The 25,908-nt window shown below is 61.6% G+C and carries 23 protein-coding genes; 7 read left to right on the top strand and 16 right to left on the bottom strand.

What is annotated here, in order from left to right; translation table 11 throughout:
• Positions 1 to 31: 31 nt before the first annotated feature.
• The 5 genes from U5A08_RS04570 to pmbA all read right to left on the bottom strand — a co-directional run bounded on the left by U5A08_RS04570 (position 32) and on the right by pmbA (position 4,359).
• The gene (locus tag U5A08_RS04570; protein WP_321850522.1) at positions 32 to 643 is read right to left on the bottom strand and encodes a superoxide dismutase; all 612 of its coding nucleotides are present in this window, start codon (positions 641 to 643) and stop codon (positions 32 to 34) included.
• 1 nt (position 644) lies between these two features.
• Positions 645 to 1,073: a DUF2753 family protein gene (locus U5A08_RS04565; protein WP_247395999.1), complete on the bottom strand. Its 429-nt coding sequence runs from the start codon at positions 1,071 to 1,073 to the stop codon at positions 645 to 647.
• Between the two features lie 27 nt (positions 1,074 to 1,100).
• A complete protein-coding gene (locus U5A08_RS04560; protein ID WP_321850521.1) occupies positions 1,101 to 2,477 on the bottom strand; it encodes a class II fumarate hydratase in 1,377 nt (458 codons plus the stop codon).
• The gene (locus U5A08_RS04555) at positions 2,470 to 2,865 is read right to left on the bottom strand and encodes a FagA protein (protein ID WP_253393416.1); all 396 of its coding nucleotides are present in this window, start codon (positions 2,863 to 2,865) and stop codon (positions 2,470 to 2,472) included. Before U5A08_RS04555 ends, U5A08_RS04560 begins: the two co-directional genes overlap by 8 nt.
• Before the next feature lie 147 nt (positions 2,866 to 3,012).
• Complete coding sequence (pmbA, locus tag U5A08_RS04550) at positions 3,013 to 4,359, bottom strand: metalloprotease PmbA (RefSeq protein WP_247396002.1); 1,347 nt, start codon at positions 4,357 to 4,359, stop codon at positions 3,013 to 3,015.
• A 108-nt stretch (positions 4,360 to 4,467) separates the two neighbouring features.
• Here pmbA and yjgA point away from each other — a divergent pair, with 108 nt between their 5' ends.
• Complete coding sequence (gene yjgA, locus U5A08_RS04545) at positions 4,468 to 4,989, top strand: ribosome biogenesis factor YjgA (RefSeq protein ID WP_010567685.1); 522 nt, start codon at positions 4,468 to 4,470, stop codon at positions 4,987 to 4,989.
• Between the two features lie 45 nt (positions 4,990 to 5,034).
• On the opposite strand, the gene tldD is transcribed toward yjgA, so the two are convergent.
• The 8 genes from tldD to mreB form a co-directional block, all read right to left on the bottom strand.
• Entirely contained in the window at positions 5,035 to 6,477 is a 1,443-nt protein-coding gene (gene tldD / locus U5A08_RS04540) for a metalloprotease TldD (protein ID WP_253393415.1), read from the bottom strand.
• Positions 6,478 to 6,493: 16 nt separating this feature from the next.
• Positions 6,494 to 7,342, bottom strand: a complete 849-nt coding sequence (locus U5A08_RS04535) for a carbon-nitrogen hydrolase family protein (protein ID WP_321850518.1) — start codon at positions 7,340 to 7,342, stop codon at positions 6,494 to 6,496.
• A gap of 48 nt (positions 7,343 to 7,390) precedes the next feature.
• A complete protein-coding gene (locus U5A08_RS04530) occupies positions 7,391 to 11,206 on the bottom strand; it encodes a YhdP family protein (protein WP_321850516.1) in 3,816 nt (1,271 codons plus the stop codon).
• A gap of 76 nt (positions 11,207 to 11,282) precedes the next feature.
• Positions 11,283 to 12,740 carry a ribonuclease G gene (rng, locus tag U5A08_RS04525; RefSeq protein WP_010567681.1) on the bottom strand — a complete coding sequence of 486 codons (1,458 nt, stop codon included), beginning with the start codon at positions 12,738 to 12,740 and terminating at the stop codon, positions 11,283 to 11,285.
• Positions 12,741 to 12,809: 69 nt separating this feature from the next.
• Positions 12,810 to 13,406 carry a Maf family protein gene (locus tag U5A08_RS04520; RefSeq protein ID WP_321850514.1) on the bottom strand — a complete coding sequence of 199 codons (597 nt, stop codon included), beginning with the start codon at positions 13,404 to 13,406 and terminating at the stop codon, positions 12,810 to 12,812.
• A gap of 51 nt (positions 13,407 to 13,457) precedes the next feature.
• Positions 13,458 to 13,946: a rod shape-determining protein MreD gene (gene mreD / locus U5A08_RS04515; protein WP_253393411.1), complete on the bottom strand. Its 489-nt coding sequence runs from the start codon at positions 13,944 to 13,946 to the stop codon at positions 13,458 to 13,460.
• Positions 13,946 to 15,061 carry a rod shape-determining protein MreC gene (gene mreC, locus U5A08_RS04510; RefSeq protein WP_307513648.1) on the bottom strand — a complete coding sequence of 372 codons (1,116 nt, stop codon included), beginning with the start codon at positions 15,059 to 15,061 and terminating at the stop codon, positions 13,946 to 13,948. Before mreC ends, mreD begins: the two co-directional genes overlap by 1 nt.
• Positions 15,062 to 15,201: 140 nt before the next feature.
• On the bottom strand, positions 15,202 to 16,239 hold the full coding sequence (mreB, locus tag U5A08_RS04505; RefSeq protein ID WP_002555108.1) for a rod shape-determining protein MreB: 1,038 nt from the start codon (positions 16,237 to 16,239) through the stop codon (positions 15,202 to 15,204).
• 210 nt (positions 16,240 to 16,449) lie between these two features.
• Between mreB and gatC the strand changes: the two genes are divergently transcribed.
• From gatC to U5A08_RS04475, 6 genes are all read left to right on the top strand, one after another.
• Entirely contained in the window at positions 16,450 to 16,737 is a 288-nt protein-coding gene (gene gatC / locus U5A08_RS04500; RefSeq protein ID WP_253393409.1) for an Asp-tRNA(Asn)/Glu-tRNA(Gln) amidotransferase subunit GatC, read from the top strand.
• A 16-nt stretch (positions 16,738 to 16,753) separates the two neighbouring features.
• Positions 16,754 to 18,205, top strand: coding sequence for an Asp-tRNA(Asn)/Glu-tRNA(Gln) amidotransferase subunit GatA (gene gatA / locus U5A08_RS04495; RefSeq protein ID WP_321850511.1), 1,452 nt, complete (start codon positions 16,754 to 16,756; stop codon positions 18,203 to 18,205).
• A gap of 10 nt (positions 18,206 to 18,215) precedes the next feature.
• Positions 18,216 to 19,661, top strand: coding sequence for an Asp-tRNA(Asn)/Glu-tRNA(Gln) amidotransferase subunit GatB (gene gatB, locus U5A08_RS04490; protein ID WP_253393407.1), 1,446 nt, complete (start codon positions 18,216 to 18,218; stop codon positions 19,659 to 19,661).
• 159 nt (positions 19,662 to 19,820) lie between these two features.
• A complete protein-coding gene (locus tag U5A08_RS04485) occupies positions 19,821 to 20,192 on the top strand; it encodes a septal ring lytic transglycosylase RlpA family protein (protein WP_253393406.1) in 372 nt (123 codons plus the stop codon).
• Between the two features lie 58 nt (positions 20,193 to 20,250).
• Positions 20,251 to 21,297: a calcium/sodium antiporter gene (locus U5A08_RS04480; RefSeq protein WP_321850510.1), complete on the top strand. Its 1,047-nt coding sequence runs from the start codon at positions 20,251 to 20,253 to the stop codon at positions 21,295 to 21,297.
• Positions 21,294 to 21,677 carry a carboxymuconolactone decarboxylase family protein gene (locus U5A08_RS04475; protein WP_253393404.1) on the top strand — a complete coding sequence of 128 codons (384 nt, stop codon included), beginning with the start codon at positions 21,294 to 21,296 and terminating at the stop codon, positions 21,675 to 21,677. Before U5A08_RS04480 ends, U5A08_RS04475 begins: the two co-directional genes overlap by 4 nt.
• A 23-nt stretch (positions 21,678 to 21,700) precedes the next feature.
• On the opposite strand, the gene U5A08_RS04470 is transcribed toward U5A08_RS04475, so the two are convergent.
• The 3 genes from U5A08_RS04470 to U5A08_RS04460 all read right to left on the bottom strand — a co-directional run bounded on the left by U5A08_RS04470 (position 21,701) and on the right by U5A08_RS04460 (position 25,760).
• Positions 21,701 to 22,642, bottom strand: a complete 942-nt coding sequence (locus U5A08_RS04470) for an AEC family transporter (protein ID WP_253393403.1) — start codon at positions 22,640 to 22,642, stop codon at positions 21,701 to 21,703.
• Positions 22,643 to 22,829: 187 nt separating this feature from the next.
• Positions 22,830 to 24,383: a galactarate dehydratase gene (gene garD, locus U5A08_RS04465; protein ID WP_321850506.1), complete on the bottom strand. Its 1,554-nt coding sequence runs from the start codon at positions 24,381 to 24,383 to the stop codon at positions 22,830 to 22,832.
• A gap of 12 nt (positions 24,384 to 24,395) precedes the next feature.
• Positions 24,396 to 25,760: an MFS transporter gene (locus U5A08_RS04460; RefSeq protein ID WP_253393401.1), complete on the bottom strand. Its 1,365-nt coding sequence runs from the start codon at positions 25,758 to 25,760 to the stop codon at positions 24,396 to 24,398.
• Positions 25,761 to 25,908: the final 148 nt, after the last annotated feature.

Here is a 25,908-nt window from a genome sequence, read left to right as displayed (position 1 = left end):
TCAGCCTTAAGTCTTGGTAGAGAGGGTGATATCAGGCCAGGGCGGCCTGGTAGCGGGCGGCAACTTCCGGCCAGTTGATAACCCTGTAGAAAGCATTGATGTATTCAGGCCGACGGTTCTGGTACAGCAGGTAGTAGGCGTGTTCCCACACATCCAGGCCGAGGATCGGGGTGTTGCCGTTCATGAGCGGGCTGTCCTGGTTGCCGCTGCTCTCCACCACTAAGGTCTTTTGCGGGGTGACGCAAAGCCAGGCCCAACCGCTGCCGAAGCGCGTCAACGCGGCTTTGGTGAAGGCGTCCTTGAAACTGTCGAAGCCGTCCAGTTGCTCATCGATCGCCTGGCCCAGCGCGCCCTCGGGTTTGCCGCCACCTTTGGGCGACATTACCGCCCAGAACAACGAGTGGTTGGCATGACCACCACCTTGATTGATCACCGCAGCGCGCAGTTTTTCGGGCAGTTGCTGGACGCTCGATACCAGCTTCTCTACCGGCCAGCTCGCAAACTCGGTGCCCTCCACGGCGGCATTGAGGTTGTTGATATAAGTCTGGTGATGCTTGGTGTAGTGAATTTCCATGGTTTGCGCATCGATATGCGGCTCCAGGGCATCGTAGGCGTAAGGCAAGGCAGGCAAGGTGTAGGACATATCAGTGTGCTCCGTATTGAGGAGGGGTCGGTTGCGCCGCAGTACCGCCCAGCAAGCGATGGGTACGGGGGTATTCGCCGTAATCGCTGATGAAGTTCAACAGTTCGACGTAGGTTTTGCTGCTCTGGCGCAGCGCCGCGTCACGTAGTTGCGGGCTCAGGCGCCGGTCCTGCAGGGTCTGTAACAGGCGCTGGTGGATGGCGCAGAGGTATTCCGCGCTTTCTTCCGGCTGGTTCAGGCGCAAGTGCAGGTCCGCCAGGTTGTGATGGGAAATGACACAGGCGGCGACTGCTTCGTCGGCGTTCGCCCAGCGTTCGAACAACACTTGAGCCAGGGCCAGGGCTTGTAAATAGGCTTCGCGAGCGTCGACCAGTTCGCCCTGCATAAAGCAGCGATTGGCCCGTTCGATCGTGCGTTTCCAATGCTCCATGGTGAGCCTCCAAAGCAGGGTCGATGATTACACGCCGCCGGCTGTGAGCTTTTCCGGGTCCAGCAGGACCTCCAGTTGGCTGCGCGGCAAGTTCGTGTGTTCGAGGGCGACATCCATCACCGGACGACCTTGCTGATAGGCTTGCTTGGCGATTTCAGCGGCCTTTTGGTAACCAATGATCGGGTTGAGTGCGGTGACCAGAATCGGGTTGCGCGACAGCGCCTCCTTGAGTTTTGCCTCATTGACCTTGAAGCTGGCGATGGCCTTGTCCGCCAGCAGGCGGCTGGAATTGGCCAGCAGTTCGAGGCTGTTGAGCAGGTTCTGGGCGATGATCGGCAGCATCACGTTCAGTTCGAAGTTGCCGGATTGGCCGGCAATGGTGATCACCGTGTCATTGCCGATGACTTGCGCGGCGACCATCGCCGTCGCTTCCGGAATCACCGGGTTGACCTTGCCGGGCATGATCGAAGAACCGGGCTGCAGCCCTTCCAGTTCGATTTCACCCAGGCCTGCCAGCGGGCCGGAGTTCATCCAGCGCAAGTCGTTGGCGATTTTCATCAACGACACCGCGATAGCTTTCAACTGGCCGGAGACGGCGACGGCGGTGTCCTGGGAGCCGATCAACGCGAACAGGTTCTTGCCCGGGGTGAATTGCACGCCGGTCAAGCTGCTCAGTTGCTGGCTGAAACGCGCCGCGAACTCCGGGTGCGCGTTGATCCCAGTGCCGACAGCCGTACCGCCCTGGGCCAGAGCTTGCAGGCTCGGCAGCAGGTCCTGCAGGTGAGCGATATTGGCCTTGAGCTGCTGCGCCCAACCATTGAGCACCTGGCTCATGCGCACCGGCATAGCGTCCATCAGGTGCGTGCGGCCGGTCTTGATGAACGGGCGGACCTCTTCGGCCTTCTGTTCGATGACCTGCACCAGGTGCTGCAACGCCGGCAACGTTTGCTCATGCAGCACCAGCGCCGCACTGACGTGGATAGTGGTTGGGATGACGTCGTTGCTGCTTTGGCCGCAGTTCACGTGATCGTTGGGGTTGACCGCCTCGCCGAGCAAACGGCTGGCCAGGGTCGCGATCACTTCGTTGGCGTTCATATTGGAACTGGTGCCGGAACCGGTCTGGAAAATATCCACCGGGAAGTGCGGCATGAAATCGCCTTCCAGCAAGCCTTGAGCGGCATCGACGATAGCCTTGCCCTGCCCTTCGCTGATTTGCTTGAGGTCGACGTTGACCTTGGCCGCTGCCACTTTGGCCAGGATCAGCGCACGAATGAATGGCGCCGGCATGCGCTGGTGACTGATCGGAAAGTTGTTCACCGCGCGCTGGGTTTGCGCGCCGTACAAGGCCTCGGCGGGGACTTGCAGTTCGCCCATGCTGTCACGTTCGATACGGCTATTACTCATCGGAAGATCCTTGCACCCAGTCAGAAACGGAAATCGAAGGCAGCAATTCGCACGTCGCCAATTGCCAGGCAAAGCTCTGCCAGCGCTTGAGGCGGCAGGCACAGCGGGAGAGTTTTTCCAGGTCGCGCAGCGGGCGCCAGGCCTGGTCCAGGCACTGGGATCGCCAGTGCCACGGCAAGGCGATGTCGGTGGCGGTGTCGATCAGCAGGCGGAAGGCCGTTTCAGCGATCGTCCACGGATGGGTCGCGGTGCAACACGCGAGGTATCGACCTTCATTGAGGTAGTGTTCGATCAGGCGCGGCTCATTGGGATCGAGGCAGCAGCGAATCTGACGACTCATCCAACGCCAGCTTTCCAGGTAGGGGTCCTCATGCAGGACAGCACTCATGATCCGCACTCACTTGATAATGATATTTATTATTAATTGATATTGAGAATCAAAACAAGAGAGCCAAGCCAATCAACCTGAAATGCAGCCACAAAAAAGGCGCGCCATCTGCGGAATGGCGCGCCTTTTGGTGAAGCGTCGGAAGGATTAGCTACCGGCGACCGTCATCCGCTCGATCAGGACCGAACCTGTACGGATGTTGCTGCGCAGCTCCAGGTCGTTACCCACGGCAACGATCTGCTTGAACATGTCGCGCATATTGCCGGCGATGGTCACTTCCTGGACGGCAAACTGGATCTCACCGTTTTCTACCCAGAAACCCGCCGCGCCGCGGGAATAATCCCCGGTGACCATATTCAAGCCCTGGCCCATCAATTCGGTCACCAGCAGGCCGCGCCCCATGCGCCGCAACAGCGCCGCCTGGTCTTCTTCGCCGTGGGTCACGAACAGGTTGTGCACACCGCCGGAGTTCGCAGTGCTCGGCAGGCCCAGTTTTCGCCCGGCATAAGTGCCCAGCACGTAGGAGACCAACTCACCGTTTTCGACGAACGGCTTGGCATAGGTCGCCAGGCCATCGCCGTCGAACGACGAGCTGCCCATGGCACGCATCAGGTGCGGACGTTCATCGATGGTCAGCCACTCCGGAAACAGCTTCTGGCCAATCGCACCTTCGAGGAACGACGATTTGCGGTACAGGTTGCCGCCGGAAATCGCCCCCAGGAAACTGCCGAACAGGCCACCGGCCAGTTCGGCCGAGAACAGCACTGGCACTTCACAGGTCGGCACCGGGCGTGCGCCCAGGCGGCTCGCGGCACGTTGCGCGGCACGCCGGCCGATGCTGACCGGGTCGGCCAGCAAGTCACCCTGGCGGTTCACGTCGTACCAGTAATCGCGCTGCATCTGGCCGTTGGCTTCGGCGATCATCACGCAGCTCAGGCTGTGGCGCGTCGAGGCATAACCGCCGATAAAACCATGGCTGTTGCCGTACACGCGGCAGCCCTGATGGGTGCTCAAGGTGGTACCGTCGGCGTTCTTGATCCGGGGATCGGCATCAAACGCCGCCGCTTCGCAGGTCAGCGCCTGTTCGATGGCTTGTTCCGGGGTGATGTCCCAGGCATGGAACAGGTCGAAATCCTGCAGGTCCTTGGCCATCAACGCCTTGTCGGCCAGACCCGAGCTTTCATCCTCGGACGTGTGCTTGGCAATCGCCAAGGCGGCGGCCACCGTCTCGCGAATTGCCTCCGGCCCACTCGCCGACGTGCTGGCCGAGCCTTTGCGCTGGCCTACATACAAGGTGATGCCAAACCCCTGGTCACGGTTGAATTCGACGGTTTCGACTTCCCGCTGACGCACCGACGTCGACAGCCCCTGCTCCAGGGACACAGCCACCTCGCAGGCACTGGCCCCCTGGCGCTTGGCCTCGGCAAGGATCTGCTCGACTTGTTCCTGCAGTGCCGGTAACGCTTGCGGACCGACGCTTTGGGCTGCACTCATGGTTTTCTCCACTCAAATTCTGCTTTCGGTTAAGGCCATCGAGCGACCGGGCCGGACAAGCGGCCCCCGACTGGTTATCATGGCGGCGTTTCTTTGCGGACTGCCACCATGGTTGATTCTTACGACGACTCCCTCGATGGGGAGAAAAGCAAAACCCAGGTCAAACGCGAGCTGCATGCTCTGGTTGACCTCGGCGAGCGCCTTACAACGCTCAAGCCTGACTTGATTGCAAAACTGCCGCTGACCGACGAAATGCGCCGGGCTCTGGCAGATGCACCCAAGCACACCGCGAATATCGCGCGTAAACGGCACATCATGTTTATCGGCAAGCTGATGCGCGATCAGGACACTGACGCGATTCTGACCCTGCTCGATCAACTCGATGCCTCCACTCGCCAGTACAACGAACGCTTCCATAACCTGGAACGTTGGCGTGACCGCCTGATCTCGGGCGATGACGCGGTGCTGGAGAAATTCGTACTGGACTACCCGGACGCGGACCGCCAGCAACTGCGCTCCCTGATCCGTCAGGCCCAGCACGAACTGGCGCAAAACAAGGCGCCGGCCACCAGCCGTAAAATCTTCAAGTACATCCGTGAGCTGGACGAGACTCAACGCGGCCTGCGTTGATCCTCTTCCCCGGGTGGCGGTCTTCGCCACCCGAAGCTCCCGCTCTTACGACCCCGTGCCACCCACGGTGATCGCATCAATTTTCAAGGTTGGCTGACCCACGCCCACCGGCACCGACTGCCCATCCTTACCGCACGTGCCCACGCCGCTGTCCAGCGACAGGTCGTTACCGACCATCGACACCTTGCTCATGGCTTCCGGCCCGTTACCAATCAACGTCGCCCCTTTGACCGGCGCGGTAATCTTGCCGTCTTCGATCAGGTACGCCTCGCTGGTGGAGAACACGAACTTGCCGCTGGTGATGTCGACCTGGCCGCCACCGAGGTTGGCGCAGTAGATCCCGCGTTTGACCGAGGCGATGATTTCCGCCGGGTCGCTTTCGCCCGCGAGCATGTAAGTGTTGGTCATGCGCGGCATCGGCAGGTGCGCGTAGGATTCGCGGCGGCCGTTACCGGTACGCGCGACGCCCATCAGGCGGGCGTTGAGCTTGTCTTGCATGTAGCCCTTGAGCACACCGTTTTCGATCAGTGTGGTGCATTCGGTCGGGGTGCCTTCGTCGTCGATGCTCAACGATCCACGGCGACCGGCCAGGGTGCCGTCATCGACAATGGTGCATAGCTTGGAGGCGACCATCTCGCCCATGCGCCCGCTGTAGGCCGAACTGCCCTTGCGGTTGAAGTCGCCTTCCAGGCCATGGCCCACGGCTTCGTGGAGCAGTACGCCGGACCAGCCCGAACCCAACACCACCGGCAAGGTGCCGGCCGGTGCGGGGATGGCTTCCAGGTTGACCAACGCCTGGCGCAGCGCTTCGCGGGCATAGCCCATGGCGCGGTCTTCGGCGAGGAAATAACGGTAGTCGGTACGCCCGCCGCCGCCGTGCCCTCCGCGCTCGCGGCGGCCGTTCTGTTCGACGATCACGCTGACGTTGAAACGCACCAGCGGCCGTACATCCGCCGCCAGGCCGCCGTCGGTGGACGCCACCAGGATGCGTTCCCACACCCCGGCCATGCTCACGGTGACTTGCTGGATACGCGGGTCGAGGGCACGGGTCGCGGCGTCGATACGCTTGAGCAGATCGACCTTTTCCGCGCGGCTGATCACTTCCAGGGGGTTATCCGGCGCGTACAACTGGGCCACGTCCTGGGTGCTGAATGCCTGCACCGTGCCGTTCTGGCCGGCGCGGGAAATCGAACGGGCGGCACGGGCGGCCAGGCCCAGGGCTTCCAGGGTGATCGCGTTGCTGTAGGCGAAACCGGTTTTTTCACCGGATTGCGCACGCACGCCGACGCCCTGGTCGAGGTTGAAACTGCCTTCCTTGACGATCCCGTCTTCCAGGGCCCACGACTCGGAAATCTGCCCCTGGAAATACAGGTCGGCCGCGTCGATGCCCGGCCCGGCGAGATCGCCCAGCACGGTTTGCAAGCTTTCGATGGTCACGCCACCGGGTGCCAGGAGGTGTTCACTGACTGAGGACAACAACTCGCTCATAGGTTTGGCCTTAAATTCATCGTTCTGAAGCAGGCCGCTGCGCGCCCTGCGAGAAAAAACGCCGGTGGTTGACCACCGGCATGCGCGCCCGTATCGACGCCTGTTCACTGCTGTCGCGCTCGGCCAGCAACACCGCTTCGCCTTGATCCTGTTGCGTCAACACGCGGCCCCATGGATCGACAATCGCCGCATGGCCATAGGTTTCCCGTGGCCCCGGATGAACCCCGCCCTGGGCGGCCGCCAGCAGATAGCACTGGGTCTCGATGGCCCGCGCACGAATCAGCACATCCCAATGGGCGGCGCCGGTCACCGCGGTGAAGGCCGAGGGCGCGGTAATCAGTTCAGCCCCCGCTGCGCGCAGCTCGCTGTACAACTCCGGGAAGCGCAGGTCGTAACACACCGTCAGGCCCAAGCGGCCGACCGGTGTATCCGCCACGACGACGTTGCTCCCGAAAGCATAGTCATCGGATTCACGATAGCGACCGCGCGCATCCGCCACGTCGACATCGAACAAATGCAGCTTGTCGTAGCGGGCGACGATCTCGCCATGCTCATCGATCAACAACGAGCAGGCGTTGGCCTTGGCGTTCGGTTGGTCCTTGGGCGGCAGCGGCAAAGTGCCGGCGACTATCCATAAGGTGAGGTCGCGGGCGGTCTGTTTCAACCATGGCAGGATCGGCCCTTCGCCCAGCGCCTCGGCGCGACCGATGTCAGCCACATCACGGCGGCCCATGGCGGCGAAGTTCTCCGGCAGCACCGCCAACCGCGCGCCCTCGGCCGCCGCTTGCTCCAGCAGGCGCCGGGCCTGGGCCAGGTTGGCCAGCACATCGCTCTGGCTGACCATTTGAATTACCGCAAAGGACATGGGCCGACACTCCATAAATGGCATGCGGCCATGCTACTCCACAGGCTCTCAGTTTGGCTTTTCAAATGGCTTGTCGAAGCTGATTTTCGGGTCTTTCCATGGCCCTTCCACTTTGTACTGCACGCTGGCAAAACGCGAAACACGGTCGCCGATCAGCTTGTCGATCAGGAACAGCGCGCCACCAATGGCCGGCGCGCCGACAATCAGCGCGGCGATCGGCAGGTTATTGGTCACCGGCAATGTCACCAGCAGTTTGGCATCTACGCGATCAGCCGCCAGGTCCAAGGTGCCATTGAGTTCCAGGTTGCTCGACGGCCCCGTCAGGGTGATCGGCTCGCGCGTCACGAACACCCCGTTGCTGGCCGCGAGCAACCCTTTGACCCGGTCATAGCTCAAGCCTTTGCCGAGTAGGTCGGAGAAGTCCAGGCGCAGCCGGCGGCCGATCGAGTTGAAGTTAAGCAGGCCGAACACCCGCAACGCCTGGGCGCCACCTTCCACTTCAACGAACTGACCTTTGCGGAACGTTGCATCCAGGCTGCCGGAAAAACGCTTGGGTCCGACCCACGCGGGCGAGCCCGCCCAACGGCCGTCCACATCCAGGTGAAAGTCTTCACTGGTCACGGTAGGTGCATAGCCCCACCCTTTGAGGACATCGGCAATGTTCTTGCCATCCAGGCGCCCTTTGTACCAACTACTGCTGTCACCCGCAGCCCCCTCCCAACCGCCTGCCCCCTTGAGCTGCATGCCCTTGAGGCCCAGGTCCAGGTTGTTGAAGGCCAGGCCCTTGGCAGTCGGCCGGGTCTTCAGCGACCAGGCGCCGATCAAGTCCGGCCCCTGGAACAGTTGATCGATGCTGATGTCCAGCGCTGGAATATCCTTGGGATCGATGTCGGCCAATGGGTCCGGCGCATTCTCGTCCGCCTGTACCGTCGGGTCCACAGCCGGCAATTTCACGTACTGCAGGTTGACCGCAATCGGCGCGCCTTTGGCGTCCAACAGGTTGACCGTGCCCTTGGCCTGCTGGCTGTCAAACTGCAGGCCCCAGGCCGCGGGTTTGCGGTCCAGCTGGAGGTTGACCTGGTCGAACTGCTGCCCAAAGCCGGTCAACTTGCCCACCTTGAAGTCGGCACCGCTCAATAGCTGTTTCGCGCTGCCTCCCGGGTCGTTGCCCGCGTAGCGATCGACGAGTTTCTTCCACGGATCGATGTCCAGTTCCGACAGCACACCGCGAATGCGCAGGCCTTTGCCACCGGGCAGCAGCGCATCGCCATCACCCAGAAACAACTCGCCGCGACCTTCGCTGAACTTGTCCGGCGGCGCCGCAAAGGTGAAGTTCGCCAGATCGCCGTAATCGAACCAGTAGCGGCGTTCGGCGCCCTGCAAGGTCATGCGGAACACGCTGTCACGGCCCTGGCTGGCCGGAATGCCAAACGGCGCAGGCAGGTCCACCGCCACACCTTTGAGGTTGGAGCTGACCATCAACTGGCTGTCAGCACCGTCCAGATTGAGCTGCAACTGGTACGGAATATCGCCGGACACCGGCAGTGGCTGGCTGACTTTCAACCAGTCCGTCAGGCGCTTGACCGTGACCTGGCCTCTGGCGGTGACGCGGGTACTGATCTTGCCCGGCTTGCCATCCGCAAAGATCTGCGCGCTGATCGGCCGATCGAAGGCTTGCGCCGTGATGTTCTGCCCGCTCAGGCCCTTGGCGCTGTCGAAGCGGAAATCGCCCTTGAGCTGGTTCAGGTCCAGGGTCGGTTCGGCCAATTGCAGACGCGCCTTGTCGGTCTGGAAATCCACCACGATCTTCGGCTCGGTGCCCTTGGCCAACGGGACATCCAGATCCAGCTTGCCCTGCAGATCGCCCTCGCCTTTCCAACCGGCAAAGGTCGAAGCGGTGCCTATCGGTGCTTCCTGGAGGATTTTCAGGCCATCACCCAGGCCACCGGCAAACTCACCGGTGAGCAGTAAGTGGCTGTCCTTGCCCGCGGGCGCGTGGGGGATATTGACGTAGATGTCCTTGACGCCGGTATCGAGCAGTTGGCCCTTGCTGGCCAGGATGCGGACACCGCTCTCCTCGACAAACACCTCGCCGTTGACCTTGCTCACATGGGGCCAACCCGGCTGGAACGCCAATTCAGCATCATGCACTTTGAAAAACAGGCTGATATTGCGCGAGGCGGGCAACGCGTCGTGATTCAACGAACCTTGATACTGGAAGAAGCCTTCATCGACCGCGCCCTTGAGAATCGCGGTACGCAGCCATTCATCCAGCGCCGGGCTCAGCACCGCCGGCAAGTATTTAGGCGTGAAACGCCCGTCGCCATCGACCATGCCGACCCGCAGGTCCATGTAGTCTTCCTGGCTATGGTCGAAATGCAGGCGAATCAGGAAGTCGGCGGCGACCTTGCCTTCCTCGCCCAGCACCCTGATATATGGCGCGATCAAGGTGAAGCCTTGCTGGTCGAGCTTCCAGGTCAGGCGCGCATTGGCCTGGATGTACTGCCAGGGCTTGGCGAAGATCGGGTCGAGATGCAGGGAAAAATCCTTGCTGTCCATGCGCAACTCGCCCTGCCCCAGGTCGCCGCTGATGCTGCCGGAAATGTTACGTGCAGCGGGGGCACCGAAGTAGGCGTCAAAGCCCACTCGCTGGAGGTTGGCGGCAAAGCTGACTTTCTGATCGGTCGTGTCCTGTGGGCGAAAATCCACCAACACATTGCGCAGCACGCCGGTGGCTTTTAGGTGTTCGATCGTCTTGGCGAATCCTTCCGGCAATGGCGCCAGGGCATTCAGCAGCGGGGTGAGCGGGGTCAGGTCGAGGCGGTCGGCCTGCAGCTTCCAGACTTCCTGCTCCTTGTCGGTGGCCAGGCGTTGCTGCAATTGCAGGCGCGATTCCCAGCGGGTATCACCGAGGTTCATTGCCAACGAATCGAACAGCACCTTGAGGCCGCTCTCACTGCGTTGCAGGTAAGCGGTCAGGGCGAGGTTTTCAATGTGTACCGGCTTGCGATCCGCGTAGCTGCCCGTCACTTGCGGCGAGTTGAGCCGCACCACCGCGCTTTGCACGGTGCCGTTGGCCCAGGTCAGCCAGAATTCACCGCCTGCCTTGAACTGCGTGAGTTTCCATTGCTGGGTCAACCTGGCCGGAACCCATTTGGCCCAATCGCTCTGGGGCAGGCTCAGGTAGGCCTGAACCTCAGCGTCTTTCCAGGCGCTGGCGCGGATCTGCGTGCGCAGGCTCAGGGCCAGGGGCTGGCCGTCCGGCAGGGTCAGGCGGGCGTCCAGGCGTTGGCGGGTGGTGCCGGTTTGCAGGCTCAGGCCCACATACGTGAGGGTCAGCGGCGTCTGGTCGAATGGCTGCAACGTGACCTGGCTATCCAGCAACGAGACCCGCTGAACGCTCTGCATGCGTTTGAGCAACTGCTCCGGGTCCAGCGGCTGGTCGTCCTGCACCGGCAGGCCTTGCAGCGCCCAGTGGCCGTCCTTGTCCTCCTTGGCGCTCAGTTGCAGGCCGCTGACTTCCAGGTGGGCGATGCGCACGTCGCGCGCCATCAGGCTGGCCCAGATGTCCGGTACCACTTGGACCTGGTCCAGGCGCAAGGCATTGCTGCCCTCGCCCACCATCACGTCGTGGGCCAGCAACACAGGCGCGAAACCGCTCCAGCGGCCTTCAAGACGACCGATCTGCAGCGGCATGTCCACCGCAGCCTGGGCCTTGGCTTCGATTTCGGCCCGGTATTCGGCGACCAACGGGGTCAATTCACGCCCAAGGCTCACGTACACCGCCGCCAATACCAGCAGCAAGGCGCACAGGCCCAGGCCCCAGCGGGTCAAAGCGGCAAAAAAGCGTATCAGACGCTCCATGTCAGGCGACCCTCAAGGCAGTAGTCGGACCGCAGATCAAGGTCTGTCGGAATCAGGGAAAACAAATGAATGAGGATCAGAGCAGCACCACGTCGTATTGTTCCTGGGAATACATGGTTTCCACCTGGAACCGAATAGTGCGACCGATAAACCCCTCCAGTTCGGCCACGTTACCGGACTCTTCATCCAGCAGACGGTCGACCACTTTCTGGTTGGCAAGCACTCTATAACCTTCAGCCTGGTAGGCTCGCGCCTCTCGTAGGATTTCCCGGAAAATCTCGTAGCAAACCGTTTCAGGCGTCTTCAATTTACCGCGTCCCTGGCAACTGCTGCACGGCTCGCACAGCACTTGCTCCAGACTTTCGCGGGTGCGCTTGCGGGTCATTTGCACCAGGCCCAACTCGGTGATGCCGATGATGTTGGTCTTGGCGTGATCACGCTCCAGTTGTTTCTCGAGGGTGCGCAGCACCTGACGCTGGTGCTCTTCATCTTCCATGTCGATGAAGTCGATGATGATGATCCCGCCCAGGTTGCGCAGGCGCAATTGGCGTGCAATCGCAGTGGCCGCTTCGAGGTTGGTCTTGAAGATGGTCTCTTCAAGGTTGCGATGCCCCACGAACGCACCGGTGTTGACGTCGATGGTGGTCATGGCTTCGGCCGGGTCCACCACCAGGTAGCCACCGGACTTGAGCGGCACCTTGCGTTCGAGGGCTTTCTGGATTTCGTCTTCGACGCCATACAGGTCGAAGATCGGCCGCTCGCCTGGGTAATGCTCCAGACGGTCAGCAATTTCCGGCATCAGTTCGGCAACAAACTGCGTGGTGCGTTGGAAGGTTTCCCGCGAGTCGATGCGAATCTTCTCGATTTTGGGGCTGACCAGGTCACGCAAGGTACGCAAGGCAAGGCCCAGGTCTTCATAGATGACACTGGGGGCGCCGACGGTCTTGATCTGTGCGCCGATCTGGTCCCACAACCGCCGCAGGTAGCGGATATCCATGAGGATTTCATCGGCACCGGCGCCTTCGGCGGCGGTGCGCAGGATAAACCCACCCGCTTCCTTGATGCCCTCGGCGGCAACGCAGTCGCTGACCACCTTTTTCAGACGCTCGCGCTCGGCTTCGTCCTCAATCTTCAGCGAAATGCCGACATGCGCGGTGCGCGGCATGTACACCAGGTAGCGCGAAGGAATCGACAGCTGGGTGGTCAGCCGCGCACCTTTGGAGCCGATGGGGTCCTTGGTGACTTGCACCACCAGGCTCTGCCCTTCATGCACCAGGGCGCTGATGCTTTCCACCGCCGGGCCTTCACGCAAGGAAATTTCCGAAGCATGGATAAACGCGGCACGGTCCAGGCCGATGTCGACGAAGGCGGCCTGCATGCCCGGCAATACACGCACGACCTTGCCTTTATAGATGTTGCCGACGATCCCGCGTTTCTGGGTGCGCTCGACGTGAACTTCCTGCAGAACACCGTTCTCTACCACCGCCACGCGCGATTCCATCGGCGTGATATTGATCAGAATCTCTTCACTCATGGCTGGGTCTCGTTCAGGCGTTTTCACAATAGTGACCGGTCGCTTAGGGCTGGGCGCTGTGTATGGCGCTCAGCGCACGGTAAGGTTTTGCCAACAGGGTATGCCGAATTGGCCAAGCAACTGCGCGGTTTCGCACACCGGTAGGCCTACCACGGCGGAATAACTGCCATTGAGCCCGGCCACGAACACCGAGCCCAGCCCCTGGATAGCATAGCCCCCGGCCTTGTCCTGGGGTTCTCCACTGTGCCAGTAGGTTGTAGCCTCCTCGACAGAAATCCCCCGAAAAAGTACCCGACTGCTTACGCATCGGGTTGCACAGCGCTGACCGTCCGTGAGGGCAATGGCCGTCAGCACTTCATGTTCACGCCCTGCCAGAGCCAGCAACATGGCCAGGCCGTTGGCCTGATCCAGCAGCTTGCCAAGGATCTGGCCATCAACGATCACCGCCGTGTCGGCGCCCAGCACACAGGCCGCCGAGGTTTCCCCGAGGGCAGCAAAACCCGCCGCTGCCTTGGCACGCGCCAGGCGCTCGACGTAGGAAACAGGAGATTCGTTTGTAAGAGGCGTTTCATCAATCGCGGCACTGACCACGGTGAAGGGCACACCGATCTGGGTCAGCAGTTCACGCCGCCTTGGGGAGCCTGAGGCCAGATAAAGCGAATTCATTGCAGACTCTCCCTGTGGGGTTCGATAACCAGGCAGAGCCTCGCAATCCATTCAATTGATTTTATAGCGACGACGTAACCCACGCAGACCGAAACTGACCCACGGCCACAGCAACGCACTGACCAGGGCCGGCAACACCAGCGCCAAGGTCGGCTGTCGGTTACCGGTCAAGGCACTGAGCCACAGCTGCACCAACTGCGCCAAGCCGAAGATCACCAGGATCACCAGGCACTGTTGCCACATGGGGAACATGCGCAGACGCTGCTGCAACGAGAGCACCAGGAAAGTGATCAGGGTCAGGATCAACGCGTTCTGCCCCAGCAAGGTGCCATAGAGCACATCTTCCGCCAAGCCCAGAAACATCGCCGTGACCATGCCCACTTGATGCGGCAGGTTCAGCGACCAGAATGCCAGCAGCAAAGCCAGCCAGAGCGGGCGCAGGATTTCCATGAACTGCGGCAGCGGCGAAACGCTGAGCAGCAAGCCGAGGGCAAAGGTCAGCCAGACGATCCAGCCATTGTGCGAATGAGTACCGGCCATTATTCCTCCCTCTGCCGCGTGGTTGCCGGGGCGGCGGCCGGCGGCTTCGCTGCGGGCGGCGTGGTAGCAGGCTGGGCGGCCGGCGGTTTGGTCGCAGCCGGTTTCACCGGGCGAGTGCTGTGAGCGACCGGCTTGGCTGGCGTGGCCACGGGCGCAGCCGCCGCCGGCGCAGTTGCAGGCGGTGTAGCCGGCGCAGGTTTTGGCACGGTCGCCGGGATGATCGGCGCGGTGCCGTTACGCTTGTCTTCCGCTTCCTGAGCCTGAGCGGCGTCGTTGGCACGTTCTTCCGGGGTGCGGTTGTCGCTGAACACCAGCAGCAGGTAGCGGCTACGGTTCAGCGCGGCAGTCGGCACGGCGCGGACGATAGCGAAGGGCTGGCCGGAGTCGTGGATCACTTCCTTGACCGTCGCCACCGGATAACCCGCCGGGAAGCGTTGGCCCAGGCCGGAACTGACCAGCAGGTCGCCTTCCTTGATATCCGCCGTGTCGGCCACATGCCGCAGTTCGAGACGCTCCGGATTACCCGTACCGCTGGCAATCGCACGCAGGCCGTTGCGGTTGACCTGCACCGGAATGCTGTGGGTGGTGTCCGTCAGCAGCAATACCCGCGAGGTGTAGGGCATCAACTCGACCACCTGGCCCATCAGGCCACGGGCGTCGAGTACCGGCTGCCCAAGGACCACACCGTCGCGTTCACCCTTGTTGATGATGATGCGATGGGTAAAGGGGTTGGGGTCCATGCCGATCAACTCGGCGACTTCGACCTTCTCGTTGACCAGCGCGGAGGAGTTGAGCAACTCGCGCAGCCGAACGTTCTGCTCGGTGAGGGCCGCCAGCTTTTGCATGCGCCCCTGCAGCAGCAGGTTTTCAGTCTTGAGTTTTTCGTTCTCGGCGACCAGCTCGGTGCGGCTGCCGAATTGGCTGGCCACGCCCTGGTAGAGACGTTGCGGCAGGTCGGTGATCCAGTAAGTCTGCATCAACACCAGCGACATCTGGCTACGCACGGGCTTGAGCAGTGCAAAGCGGGCATCGACCACCATCAGCGCGACCGAAAGCACGACCAGCACCAATAAGCGCACGCCCAATGAGGGGCCTTTGGCGAAAAGCGGTTTAATAGGCCGCTCCTCCCAGGCAAATGTTCTCTCTATTCATACGGCATCTAACCGGCCTGGATGCAGATTGAAGAAGATAAACGCCAACAGGCAGCACTGCAAAGTGCTGCCTGCGGGCGAAACATGGGCTTACCAGCAACCACTTATTCGCTGGAGAGCAGGTCCATGGTGTGTTTATCCATCATTTCCAGTGCACGGCCACCGCCACGGGCGACGCAGGTCAGCGGGTCTTCGGCGACGATCACCGGCAGACCGGTTTCCTGGGCCAGCAACTTGTCGAGGTCGCGCAGCAAGGCGCCACCACCGGTCAGTACCAGGCCACGCTCGGCGATATCGGAAGCCAGCTCCGGCGGCGATTGCTCCAGGGCGCTCTTCACCGCCTGAACGATGGTGGCCAGGGACTCTTGCAGAGCTTCCAGCACTTCATTGGAGTTCAGGGTGAAAGCACGTGGCACGCCTTCGGCCAGGTTGCGACCGCGAACATCGACTTCGCGCACTTCGCCGCCCGGATAAGCGGTGCCGATTTCCTGCTTGATGCGTTCGGCGGTGGATTCGCCGATCAGGCTGCCGTAGTTGCGACGCACATAAGTGATGATCGCTTCGTCGAAGCGGTCGCCGCCAACACGGACGGATTCGGCATACACCACACCGTTCAGGGAAATCAGGGCGATTTCAGTGGTACCACCACCGATATCCACCACCATCGAACCGCGCGCTTCTTCAACCGGCAGGCCGGCACCGATCGCAGCAGCCATTGGCTCTTCGATCAGGAACACTTCACGGGCACCGGCACCAAGCGCCGATTCACGGATGGCACGACGCTCCACCTGGGTGGACTTGCACGGAACGCAGATCAGCACACGAGGGCTGGGCTGCAGAAAGCTGTTTTCGTGAACCTTGTTGATGAAGTACTGCAGCATCTTCTCGCAGACACTGAAGTCGGCGATCACGCCGTCTTTCATCGGACGAATGGCAGCGATATTGCCTGGTGTTCGGCCGAGCATGCGCTTGGCCTCGGTGCCAACGGCAACGACACTTTTCTGATTACCATGGGTCCGAATAGCCACAACCGATGGCTCATTCAGGACGATACCGCGCTCGCGCACGTAAATAAGGGTGTTGGCAGTGCCCAGGTCAATGGAAAGATCGCTGGAAAACATGCCACGCAGTTTCTTGAACATGGGGAAAGGACCCTAGGCAACGCGTGGGTAAAAAAGTGCGGCAAACTCTAACAACGACAGGGATTTTGGGCAAGGCGCCAATGTGCTAAATTGGCCGACTTTCTACGCACCAACCCCCACAATCGCGGCCATATGACCGTAGAAATGCGGTAGTGTTCCGACAATCTAACACACGGACGCCCTCCGTTCTGTTTTCCACTGGAGAATCCCATGGCGCTTGAACGCTCCGACGTGGAAAAAATCGCACATCTGGCCTCGCTTGGCCTGAATGATGCCGATCTTCCACAGACCACCGCAGCCCTGAACAGCATTCTCGGGCTGGTTGACCAAATGCAGGCCGTAAATACCGACGGCATCGAGCCCCTGGCTCACCCGCTGGAAGCCAGCCAGCGCCTGCGCGCAGACGTCGTGACCGAAGTCAATCATCGCGAGGCCTACCAGTCCATCGCGCCAGCGGTCGAAAACGGCCTGTATCTGGTTCCGAAAGTCATCGACTAAAGGGAAAGAGCCTTTCATGCATCACATGACTCTGGCCGAGATCGCCCGCGGTCTCGCCGACAAAAAGTTTTCATCCGAAGAGCTGACCAAGACCTTGCTCGCGCGCATCACCGCGCTCGACCCCAAGGTCAACAGCTTCATCAGCCTCACCGAGGAGCTGGCCTTGAGCCAGGCCAAGGCCGCCGACGCACGTCGCGCCAACGGTGAGAACGGCGCGCTGCTGGGCGTACCGATCGCCCACAAGGACTTGTTCTGCACCCAGGGCATTCGCACCAGTTGCGGCTCGAAGATGCTCGACAACTTCAAGGCGCCCTACGACGCCACCGTGGTGTCCAAGCTGGCCGCCGCCGGGGCCGTGACCCTGGGCAAGACCAACATGGACGAATTCGCCATGGGCTCGGCCAACGAGTCGAGCTACTACGGCGCGGTGAAAAACCCGTGGAACCTGGACTGCGTGCCAGGCGGTTCATCCGGCGGTTCGGCGGCGGCGGTTGCCGCGCGCTTCCTGCCGGCGGCCACGGCCACCGATACCGGCGGCTCGATCCGCCAGCCCGCCGCGTTCACCAACCTCACCGGGCTGAAGCCGACCTACGGTCGCGTGTCCCGCTGGGGCATGATCGCCTATGCCTCCAGCCTTGATCAGGGCGGCACACTGGCACGCACCGCCGAAGACTGCGCAATATTGTTACAAGGTATGGCAGGCTTCGACGCAAAGGACTCCACCTGCATCGATGAGCCGGTGCCGGACTACAGCGCCAGCCTCAACACCTCGCTCAAAGGCCTGCGCATCGGCGTGCCAAAAGAATATTTCAGCGCCGGCCTCGACCCGCGTATCGCCGAACTGGTCCACAACAGCGTCAAGGAGCTGGAAAAGCTCGGCGCCGTGATCAAGCCCATCAGCCTGCCGAACAACCAGCACGCGATTCCGGCGTACTACGTGATCGCCCCGGCCGAAGCGTCCTCCAACCTGTCGCGGTTCGACGGTGTGCGTTTCGGTTACCGCTGCGAAAACCCGAAAGACCTCAACGACCTGTACAAACGCTCCCGTGGCGAAGGCTTCGGTGTCGAAGTGCAGCGCCGGATCATGGTCGGTGCCTACGCCCTGTCGGCCGGTTACTACGACGCGTACTACCTCAAGGCGCAAAAAATCCGTCGCCTGATCAAGAACGACTTCATGGCGGCCTTTGAAGAAGTCGACGTGATCCTCGGCCCGACCACGCCGAACCCGGCCTGGAAGATCGGCGCCAAGACCGGCGACCCGATCGCCGAGTACCTGGAAGACCTGTACACCATCACCGCCAACCTCGCGGGCTTGCCGGGCTTGTCCATGCCCGCCGGTTTCGTCGATGGCCTGCCGGTCGGCGTGCAATTGCTTGCCCCGTATTTCCAGGAAGGCCGCCTGCTCAATGTGGCGCACCAGTACCAGTTGAACACTGACTGGCACACTCGCACCCCTACCGGCTTCTGAGGAGAACACTATGCAATGGGAAGTTGTGATCGGGCTGGAGATTCATACCCAGCTCGCCACCCAATCGAAGATTTTCTCCGGTAGTGCCACCACGTTCGGCGCAGAACCCAACACCCAGGCGAGCCTGGTAGACCTGGGCATGCCCGGTGTGTTGCCGGTGCTGAACCAGGAAGCGGTGCGCATGGCGGTGATGTTCGGCCTGGCGATTGACGCCGAGATCGGCCAGCATAACGTGTTCGCACGCAAGAACTACTTCTACCCGGACCTGCCCAAGGGCTACCAGATCAGCCAGATGGAATTGCCGATTGTCGGCAAGGGCTACCTGGACATCCCGCTGGAAGACGGCACCATCAAGCGTGTCGGTGTGACCCGCGCGCACTTGGAAGAGGACGCCGGCAAGAGCCTGCATGAAGAGTTCAACGGTGCCACCGGTATCGACCTGAACCGCGCCGGCACGCCGCTGCTGGAGATCGTGTCCGAGCCGGACATGCGCAACGCCAAGGAAGCCGTGGCCTACGTCAAGACGATCCACGCGCTGGTGCGTTACCTGGGCATTTGCGACGGCAACATGGCCGAAGGCTCGCTGCGCTGCGACTGCAACGTGTCGGTCCGGCCAAAGGGCCAGGTCGAGTACGGCACCCGCTGCGAGATCAAGAACGTCAACTCGTTCCGTTTCATCGAGAAGGCGATCAACACCGAAGTGCGTCGCCAGATCGAACTGATCGAAGACGGCGGCAAGGTGATCCAGCAAACCCGCCTGTACGACCCGAACAAAGACGAAACCCGCGCCATGCGCAGCAAAGAGGAAGCCAACGACTACCGTTACTTCCCCGACCCGGACCTGTTGCCGGTGGTCATCGAGGATTCGTTCCTCGATGACGTGCGCGCCACCCTGCCGGAGTTGCCGCCGCAGAAACGCGAGCGCTTCCAGGCGCAGTTCGGCCTGTCGGTCTACGACGCCAGCGTCTTGGCTTCGAGCCGTGAGCAAGCCGACTACTTCGAAAAAGTCGTGAGCATCGCCGGTGACGCCAAGCTGGCGGCCAACTGGGTGATGGTGGAGCTGGGCAGCCTGTTGAACAAACAGGGCCTGGAAATCGACGAAGCGCCAGTCTCGGCCGAGCAGTTGGGCGGCATGCTGCTGCGCATCAAAGACAACACCATCTCTGGCAAAATTGCCAAGACCGTGTTCGAAGCCATGGCCGGCGGTGAAGGCAATGCCGATGAGATCATCGACAAGCGCGGCCTCAAGCAAGTCACCGACAGCGGCGCCATCTCGGCCGTGCTCGATGAAATGCTCGCGGCCAACGCGGAACAGGTCGAACAATACCGCGCGGCAGACGAAGCCAAGCGCGGCAAGATGTTCGGCTTCTTTGTCGGCCAGGCCATGAAAGCCTCCAAGGGCAAGGCCAACCCGCAACAGGTGAACGAACTGCTGAAAAGCAAGCTCGAAGGCTGATAGCGATGAGCGGTCCGAGTGAGATTTCATGCTCGACTCGGACCTCCTGTGGGAGGGGGCTTGTCTCCGATAGCGGTGATTCAGTCAAAACAGTAGTGACTGACACTCCGCTATCGGGGGCAAGCCCCCTCCCACATTTGTGATGAGGGCACCTTGATAATGAAGCGCTTACTTGGCCTTTTAGCCCTGTTCTCTTTGCTGGCCGGTTGCGCCAGCGGCCTCATCGACCCCAACGGCTACGACGAAACCGGCACCGCCTCCTATTACGGCGCCAAACACCATGGCAAAAAAACCGCCAGCGGTGAACCCTTCAACCAGAACGCCCTGACCGCCGCCCATCGGCGCCTGCCTTTCGGCACGCAGGTCAAGGTGACCAATCTCGATACCGACAAATCCGTGGTGGTGCGCATCAATGATCGCGGCCCGCACACCCGTGGGCGACTGATCGATCTGTCACGCCAGGCCGCCGCGCAACTGGGCATGCTGAGCAGCGGCACCGCACGGGTGCGCGTGCAAGCCCTGAGCAATTGAAGACGGAGCCCTGGCCATTTACGGATTAACCGCCCTCTCGCCCTGGAGCCTGATCGAATTGATCAGCGGCCTGGTGTTGCTGATCGTCGGCGCCGAAATCCTGGTGCGCGCCGCCGTGCGCCTGGCTGCCAGCCTCAAGGTCCGGCCGTTGATCATTGGCCTGACGATCGTCGCCTTCGGCAGCAGTGCGCCGCAGATGACCGTCAGCCTGCAAGCCACCCTGGCCGGCAACACCGACATTGCGGTGGGCAGCGTGATCGGCAGCAGCATTTTCAACATCCTCGTCACCCTGGGCCTGTCGGCGCTGATCGTTCCGCTGCGGGTCTCGCGGCAACTGGTGCGCCTGGATATCCCGGTGATGATCCTCGCCGGCCTGCTGGTATTTACCCTGGCGGCCAATGAAGAACTGACGCCGCTCGACGGTTCGCTGCTGCTGGTGGCCTTGCTGGCCTACCTCGGCGTGCTGCACTATCAGACCCGCCATTCACGTCGCCCGCGCACGCTGGACACCGTGGCCAAGGCGCCCTGGTTGAGCAGCGTATTGCTGATGTTCGGCGGATTGCTGGTGCTGGTGCTGGCCGGGCATTTGTTGCTGGGTGCGGCGGTGGATGTGGCGGGCGATCTGGGCCTGTCGGAGCGCATCATCGGCTTGACGCTGATTGGCGTCGGCACTTCGCTGCCGTGCCTGGCCACCTCGCTGATCGCAGCCCTGCGCGGCCAGCGGGAAATCGCCGTGGGTAACGTGATCGGCAGCAACCTGTTCAACCTGCTGGGCGTCCTGGGGCTGACCGCACTGCTCGCGCCCTCGCCGCTGTCGGTGTCGCCCAATGCCCTGGATTTCGACCTGCCGGTGATGCTCGGCGTGGTAGTGCTGTGCCTGCCGGTGTTTTATTCCGGCTACCGCGTGACCCGTGCCGAAGGCCTGGTGCTGCTGGGGCTGTACCTCGCGTATGGGCTGCATGTGATGGCATTCACCACCGGCATGCCGTTGGCCAACAAACTCGAACAACTGATGCTGTATTACGTCCTGCCAGTGCTGGTGGCTTTCCTGTTGTTCAGCACGCTGCGAGCCTGGCGCCGCCAACACAAGAGGGAATCGCAATGACCGATCAGAAAAAGCCAGGGGTAGAAATGCGTCGTCAGGTGATGGGCGATGCGTTCGTCGACCGCGCCTTGGGCAACGCTACCGAATTCACCCAGCCGCTGCAGGACTTCGTCAACGAACATGCCTGGGGCAGCGTGTGGAACCGCGACGGCTTGCCGCTGAAGACACGCAGCCTGATCACCCTCGCCGCCCTCACCGCGCTCAAGTGCCCGCAGGAACTCAAAGGCCACGTGCGCGGCGCGCTGAACAATGGCTGCACCGTGGAGGAAATCCGCGAGGCGCTGCTGCATTGCGCGGTGTATGCCGGCGTGCCGGCGGCAATCGAGGCGTTTCGCGCGGCGCAGGAAGTGATTGAGGCGTATCAGGCAGACAAGCCGTGACGCTCAGATAGCGATCACAAGATTCAGATCCAGCCACCCGCCTGCAACACGAAGATCCCGATATTCGTGGTCACCGCCGCCATCAAGGTGGTGATCACGATAATCGCCGCCGCCAGCTCATGATTGCCCTCGGCCGCCCTGGCCATCACAAAGCTCGCGGCCGCGGTCGGTGCGCCGAAGTACAGGAACAGAATCCCCAATTCCGGCCCACGAAACCCGAGCAACCACGCCCCCAGCGTGGCGACCACCGGCAGCCAGATCATCTTCATCAAGCTCGCACTCAACGCCATGTTGCCGCTCTTGCGCAACGCCGCCAGCGACAAGGTGCCGCCGATGCAGATCAGCGCCAACGGTAAAGTCATGTCGGCCAGGTACTGCGCGGATTTTTCCAGCCAGCCCGGCAAGCCGATCTGGAAATAGGCGAACGGCGCGGCCGCAATCACGCTGATGATCAGCGGGTTGGCCAGCACACTTTTGCAGATGCTCCACGGGTCGGACTTGATCACCGGGCTGTACACCGCCAGCACAATGGTCGACAGCGTGTTGTAGAACAGGATCACCAACGCCGCGAGGATCGCGCCGAGGGAGATGCCGTAATCACCGTACATACTGGCCGCCAGTGCCAGGCCGATCACCCCGTTGTTACCGCGAAACGCGCCTTGGGTGTAGATGCCCCGGTCTTCACGCTTGCAGCGGAAAATCGCCCAGCCCCAGGCCAGCGCAAAGCTCAACAGCGTGGCGACGGCGAAATAGATCAGCAAACCCGGCTTGAGCGCCGAATGCAGGTCGGCATGCAGAATGCCGAGAAACAGCAGCGCCGGCATGGTGACGTTGAACACCAGGGACGATGCGGTGTGGATAAAGCTGTCGTTGATCCAGTTGATGCGCTTGAGCAGCACACCGAGGAACAACATGGCAAACACCGGCGCGGTGATGGTGAGGGTGGTGAGGAAGATAGCCAGCATGCCGGGGAGAACCTTGGTGGGCGTCGTTAGGGGGCTAATGATAAGCCATACGGCCCAATGGCGCCTGATAGACCGCTATCGGGGGCAAGCCCCCTCCCACATATCATTCGTTGTGTGTCTGACGCAGACTCAGTGTGGGAGGGGCGGTGCGACGATTCGACTTGCCCCCGATGAAGGCGACTCGGTCTCAGGTAATCGGCGCCGGATTGAACAACGTAATGTCGTTATGCAGCTTGTGCTGCTCCGCCCACGTCTGCTTCCTGCCGCTGGCCACATCCAGGTAGAAGTGAAACAACTCCCACCCCAACTCCTCAATGGTCGCGCGCCCGGTGGCGATGCGCCCGGCGTCGATATCGATCAGGTCCGGCCAGCGCTGCGCCAGCTCCGTGCGGGTCGAGACCTTCACCACCGGCGCCATCGCCAGCCCGTAAGGCGTGCCGCGCCCGGTGGTGAACACATGCAGGTTCATCCCCGCCGCCAGTTGCAAGGTGCCGCACACGAAGTCGCTGGCGGGCGTGGCGCAAAAGATCAGGCCTTTGCCCTTGAAGCGCTCACCCGGGCCGAGCACCCCGTTGATCGCGCTGCTGCCGGACTTGACGATGGAGCCCAGAGACTTCTCGACAATATTCGACAACCCGCCCTTCTTGTTCCCCGGCGTGGTGTTGGCACTGCGATCCGCCTCGCCCTTGGCCAGATAACGGTCGTACCAGTCCATTTCCCGTACCAGTTCCTCGGCGACTTCCTTGGTTTGCGCACGAGAAGTCAGCAGGTAGATGGCATCACGCACCTCGGTGACTTCGGAAAACATCACCGTCGCCCCCGCTCGCAGCAACAAGTCCGAAGCGAACCCCAGCGCCGGGTTGGCGGTGATGCCGGAAAACGCATCACTGCCGCCGCACTGCATGCCCAGGATCAGCTCGGACGCCGGCACGGTTTCCCGGCGGCGCTGGTCGAGTTTCTTCAGGCGCACCTCGGCCAGGGCCATGATCTGCTCGATCATCTCGCTAAACCCGTGGCTGGAATCCTGCAGCCGATACAGCCACGGCTCGCTCAGGTCGACGGAGCTGTCGTTGTCGTGCATCACCTGCCCGGCCTGCAATTTCTCGCAGCCCAGGCTGATCACCAGGGCTTCGCCTCCCAGGTTCGGGTTGCGCGCCAGGTTGCGCACGGTGCGGATCGGGATATACGCATCCGTCGCGGTGATCGCCACCCCGCAGCCGTAGCTGTGGGTCAGCGCCACCACGTCATCGACATGCGGGTACTTGGGCAGCAATTCGTCCTTGATGCGCTTGACCGCATGGTCCAGCACACCGGTGACGCACTGCACCGTGGTGGTGATGCCGAGGATATTGCGCGTGCCGACCGTACCGTCGGCATTGCGATAGCCCTCGAAGGTAAACCCTTCCAGCGGCGCCTGGGCCTCAGGCACCTCGGTAGACAGCGGCAAGCTGTCCAACGGCGGCGCGGTGGGCATGCGCAGTTGATCTTCCTGCACCCAACTGCCGCGTGGAATCGGCGCCAGGGCGTAACCGATGGTTTGGCCGTAGCGAATAATCCGGCCGCCTACAGGGATATCTTCAAGGGTCACTTTGTGGCTTTGTGGAATGAAATCCACGGTCACCAGACCGTCCGGGAACTCGGTCCCGGCCGGTACACCCTGGTCATTGACCACGATCACCACGTTGTCGCGCTCGTGCAAGCGAATCGAGCGCGGCGAGTCGGCATGTTCAATCAACTGCATCACACGGCCCCTTCAGGAATGCGCTTGGGTAAGGTGGGTCAACTCAGGCCCTTGGCTTGGCGGCTCTTTGAGCACCACGCGTTTGATCGGGCCGACAATCACCAGGTAACTGAACACCGCCACCAGCGCATTCGCGCCGACAAACACCAGCGCCCATTTGAACGAACCGGTGGTGCTGATGATGTAGCCGATGACAATCGGCGTGGTGATCGACGCCAGGTTACCGAAGGTGTTGAACAGGCCGCCACTGAGGCCAGCGATTTGTTTCGGCGACGTGTCGGACACCACCGCCCAACCCAGTGCGCCAACGCCTTTGCCGAAGAAGGCCAAGGCCATGAAGCCCACCACCATCCACTCGATATCCACATAGTTGCAGGCCACGATGCTGCTGGAGATCAGCAGGCCGCCAATGATCGGCGCCTTGCGGGCGAAGGTCAGGGAATGGCCTTTGCGCAGCAGGTAGTCGGATATCACCCCGCCCAACACACCGCCGATAAACCCGCAGATCGCTGGCAACGAGGCAATGAAACCGGCCTTGAGAATGGTCATGCCACGGTCCTGCACCAGGTACACCGGGAACCAGGTCAGGAAGAAGTACGTGATGCCGTTGATGCAGTACTGGCCCAGGTACACGCCGAGCATCATGCGGTTGGTCAGCAACTGGCGGATGTAATCCCACTTCGGGCCGTCGGTTTTCTTACCCTTGCCCTTGTCCTGATCCATATCGACCAACGCACCGTTGGCCGCGATGTGATTGAACTCGGCTTCGTTGATCATCGGGTGCTGGCGCGGGCTGTGGATAACTTTCAGCCAGATCAGTGAGAAAACAACGCCGATCACGCCCATCACGATAAACACGTGCTGCCAGCCGAAGCTGTAGACGATCCAGCCCATCAGCGGCGCGAACAGCACCGTGGCGAAGTACTGCGCCGAGTTGAAGATCGCCGAGGCCGTACCGCGTTCGGCGGTGGGGAACCAGGCGGCCACAATCCGTGCATTGCCCGGGAAGGACGGCGCTTCGGCCAGGCCGACCATAAAGCGCAGCATAAACAGCGCCACGACCGCCGTGGAGATACCGAACTCACCGACGTAGCCTTGCAGCACGGTGAACAGTGACCAGGTGAAAATGCTCAGGGCATAGATTTTTTTCGAGCCGAACCGATCGAGCAGCCAGCCGCCGGGAATTTGCCCGGCCACGTAGGCCCAACCGAATGCAGAGAAGATGTAACCGAGGGTGACCGCGTCGATGCCGAGGTCTTTTTGCAGGCTGGAACCCGCGATCGCGATGGTGGCCCGGTCGGCGTAATTGATCGTAGTCACCAGGAACAGCATGAGCAGGATCAAATAGCGGACATGGGTCGGCTTGGTCGCTTGCATGTAGAAGTACTCCCACTAATTATTTTTTTTTGCGGGTGATATTTATGTGTTGCCGGACGCCGCCCCTGTAGGAGCGAGCTTGCTCGCGAAAAACTCAAAGGCACCGCGCGCGCCCTGAATGCCTGCGTATTCGTTGAGATTTTTCGCG

It is taken from the genome of Pseudomonas paraveronii (assembly GCF_963681955.1).
GTDB lineage: Bacteria > Pseudomonadota > Gammaproteobacteria > Pseudomonadales > Pseudomonadaceae > Aquipseudomonas > Aquipseudomonas paraveronii.
The sequence above is the reverse complement of the archived record's forward strand: the minus strand, read 5'-3'. Positions and strand labels throughout refer to the sequence as shown.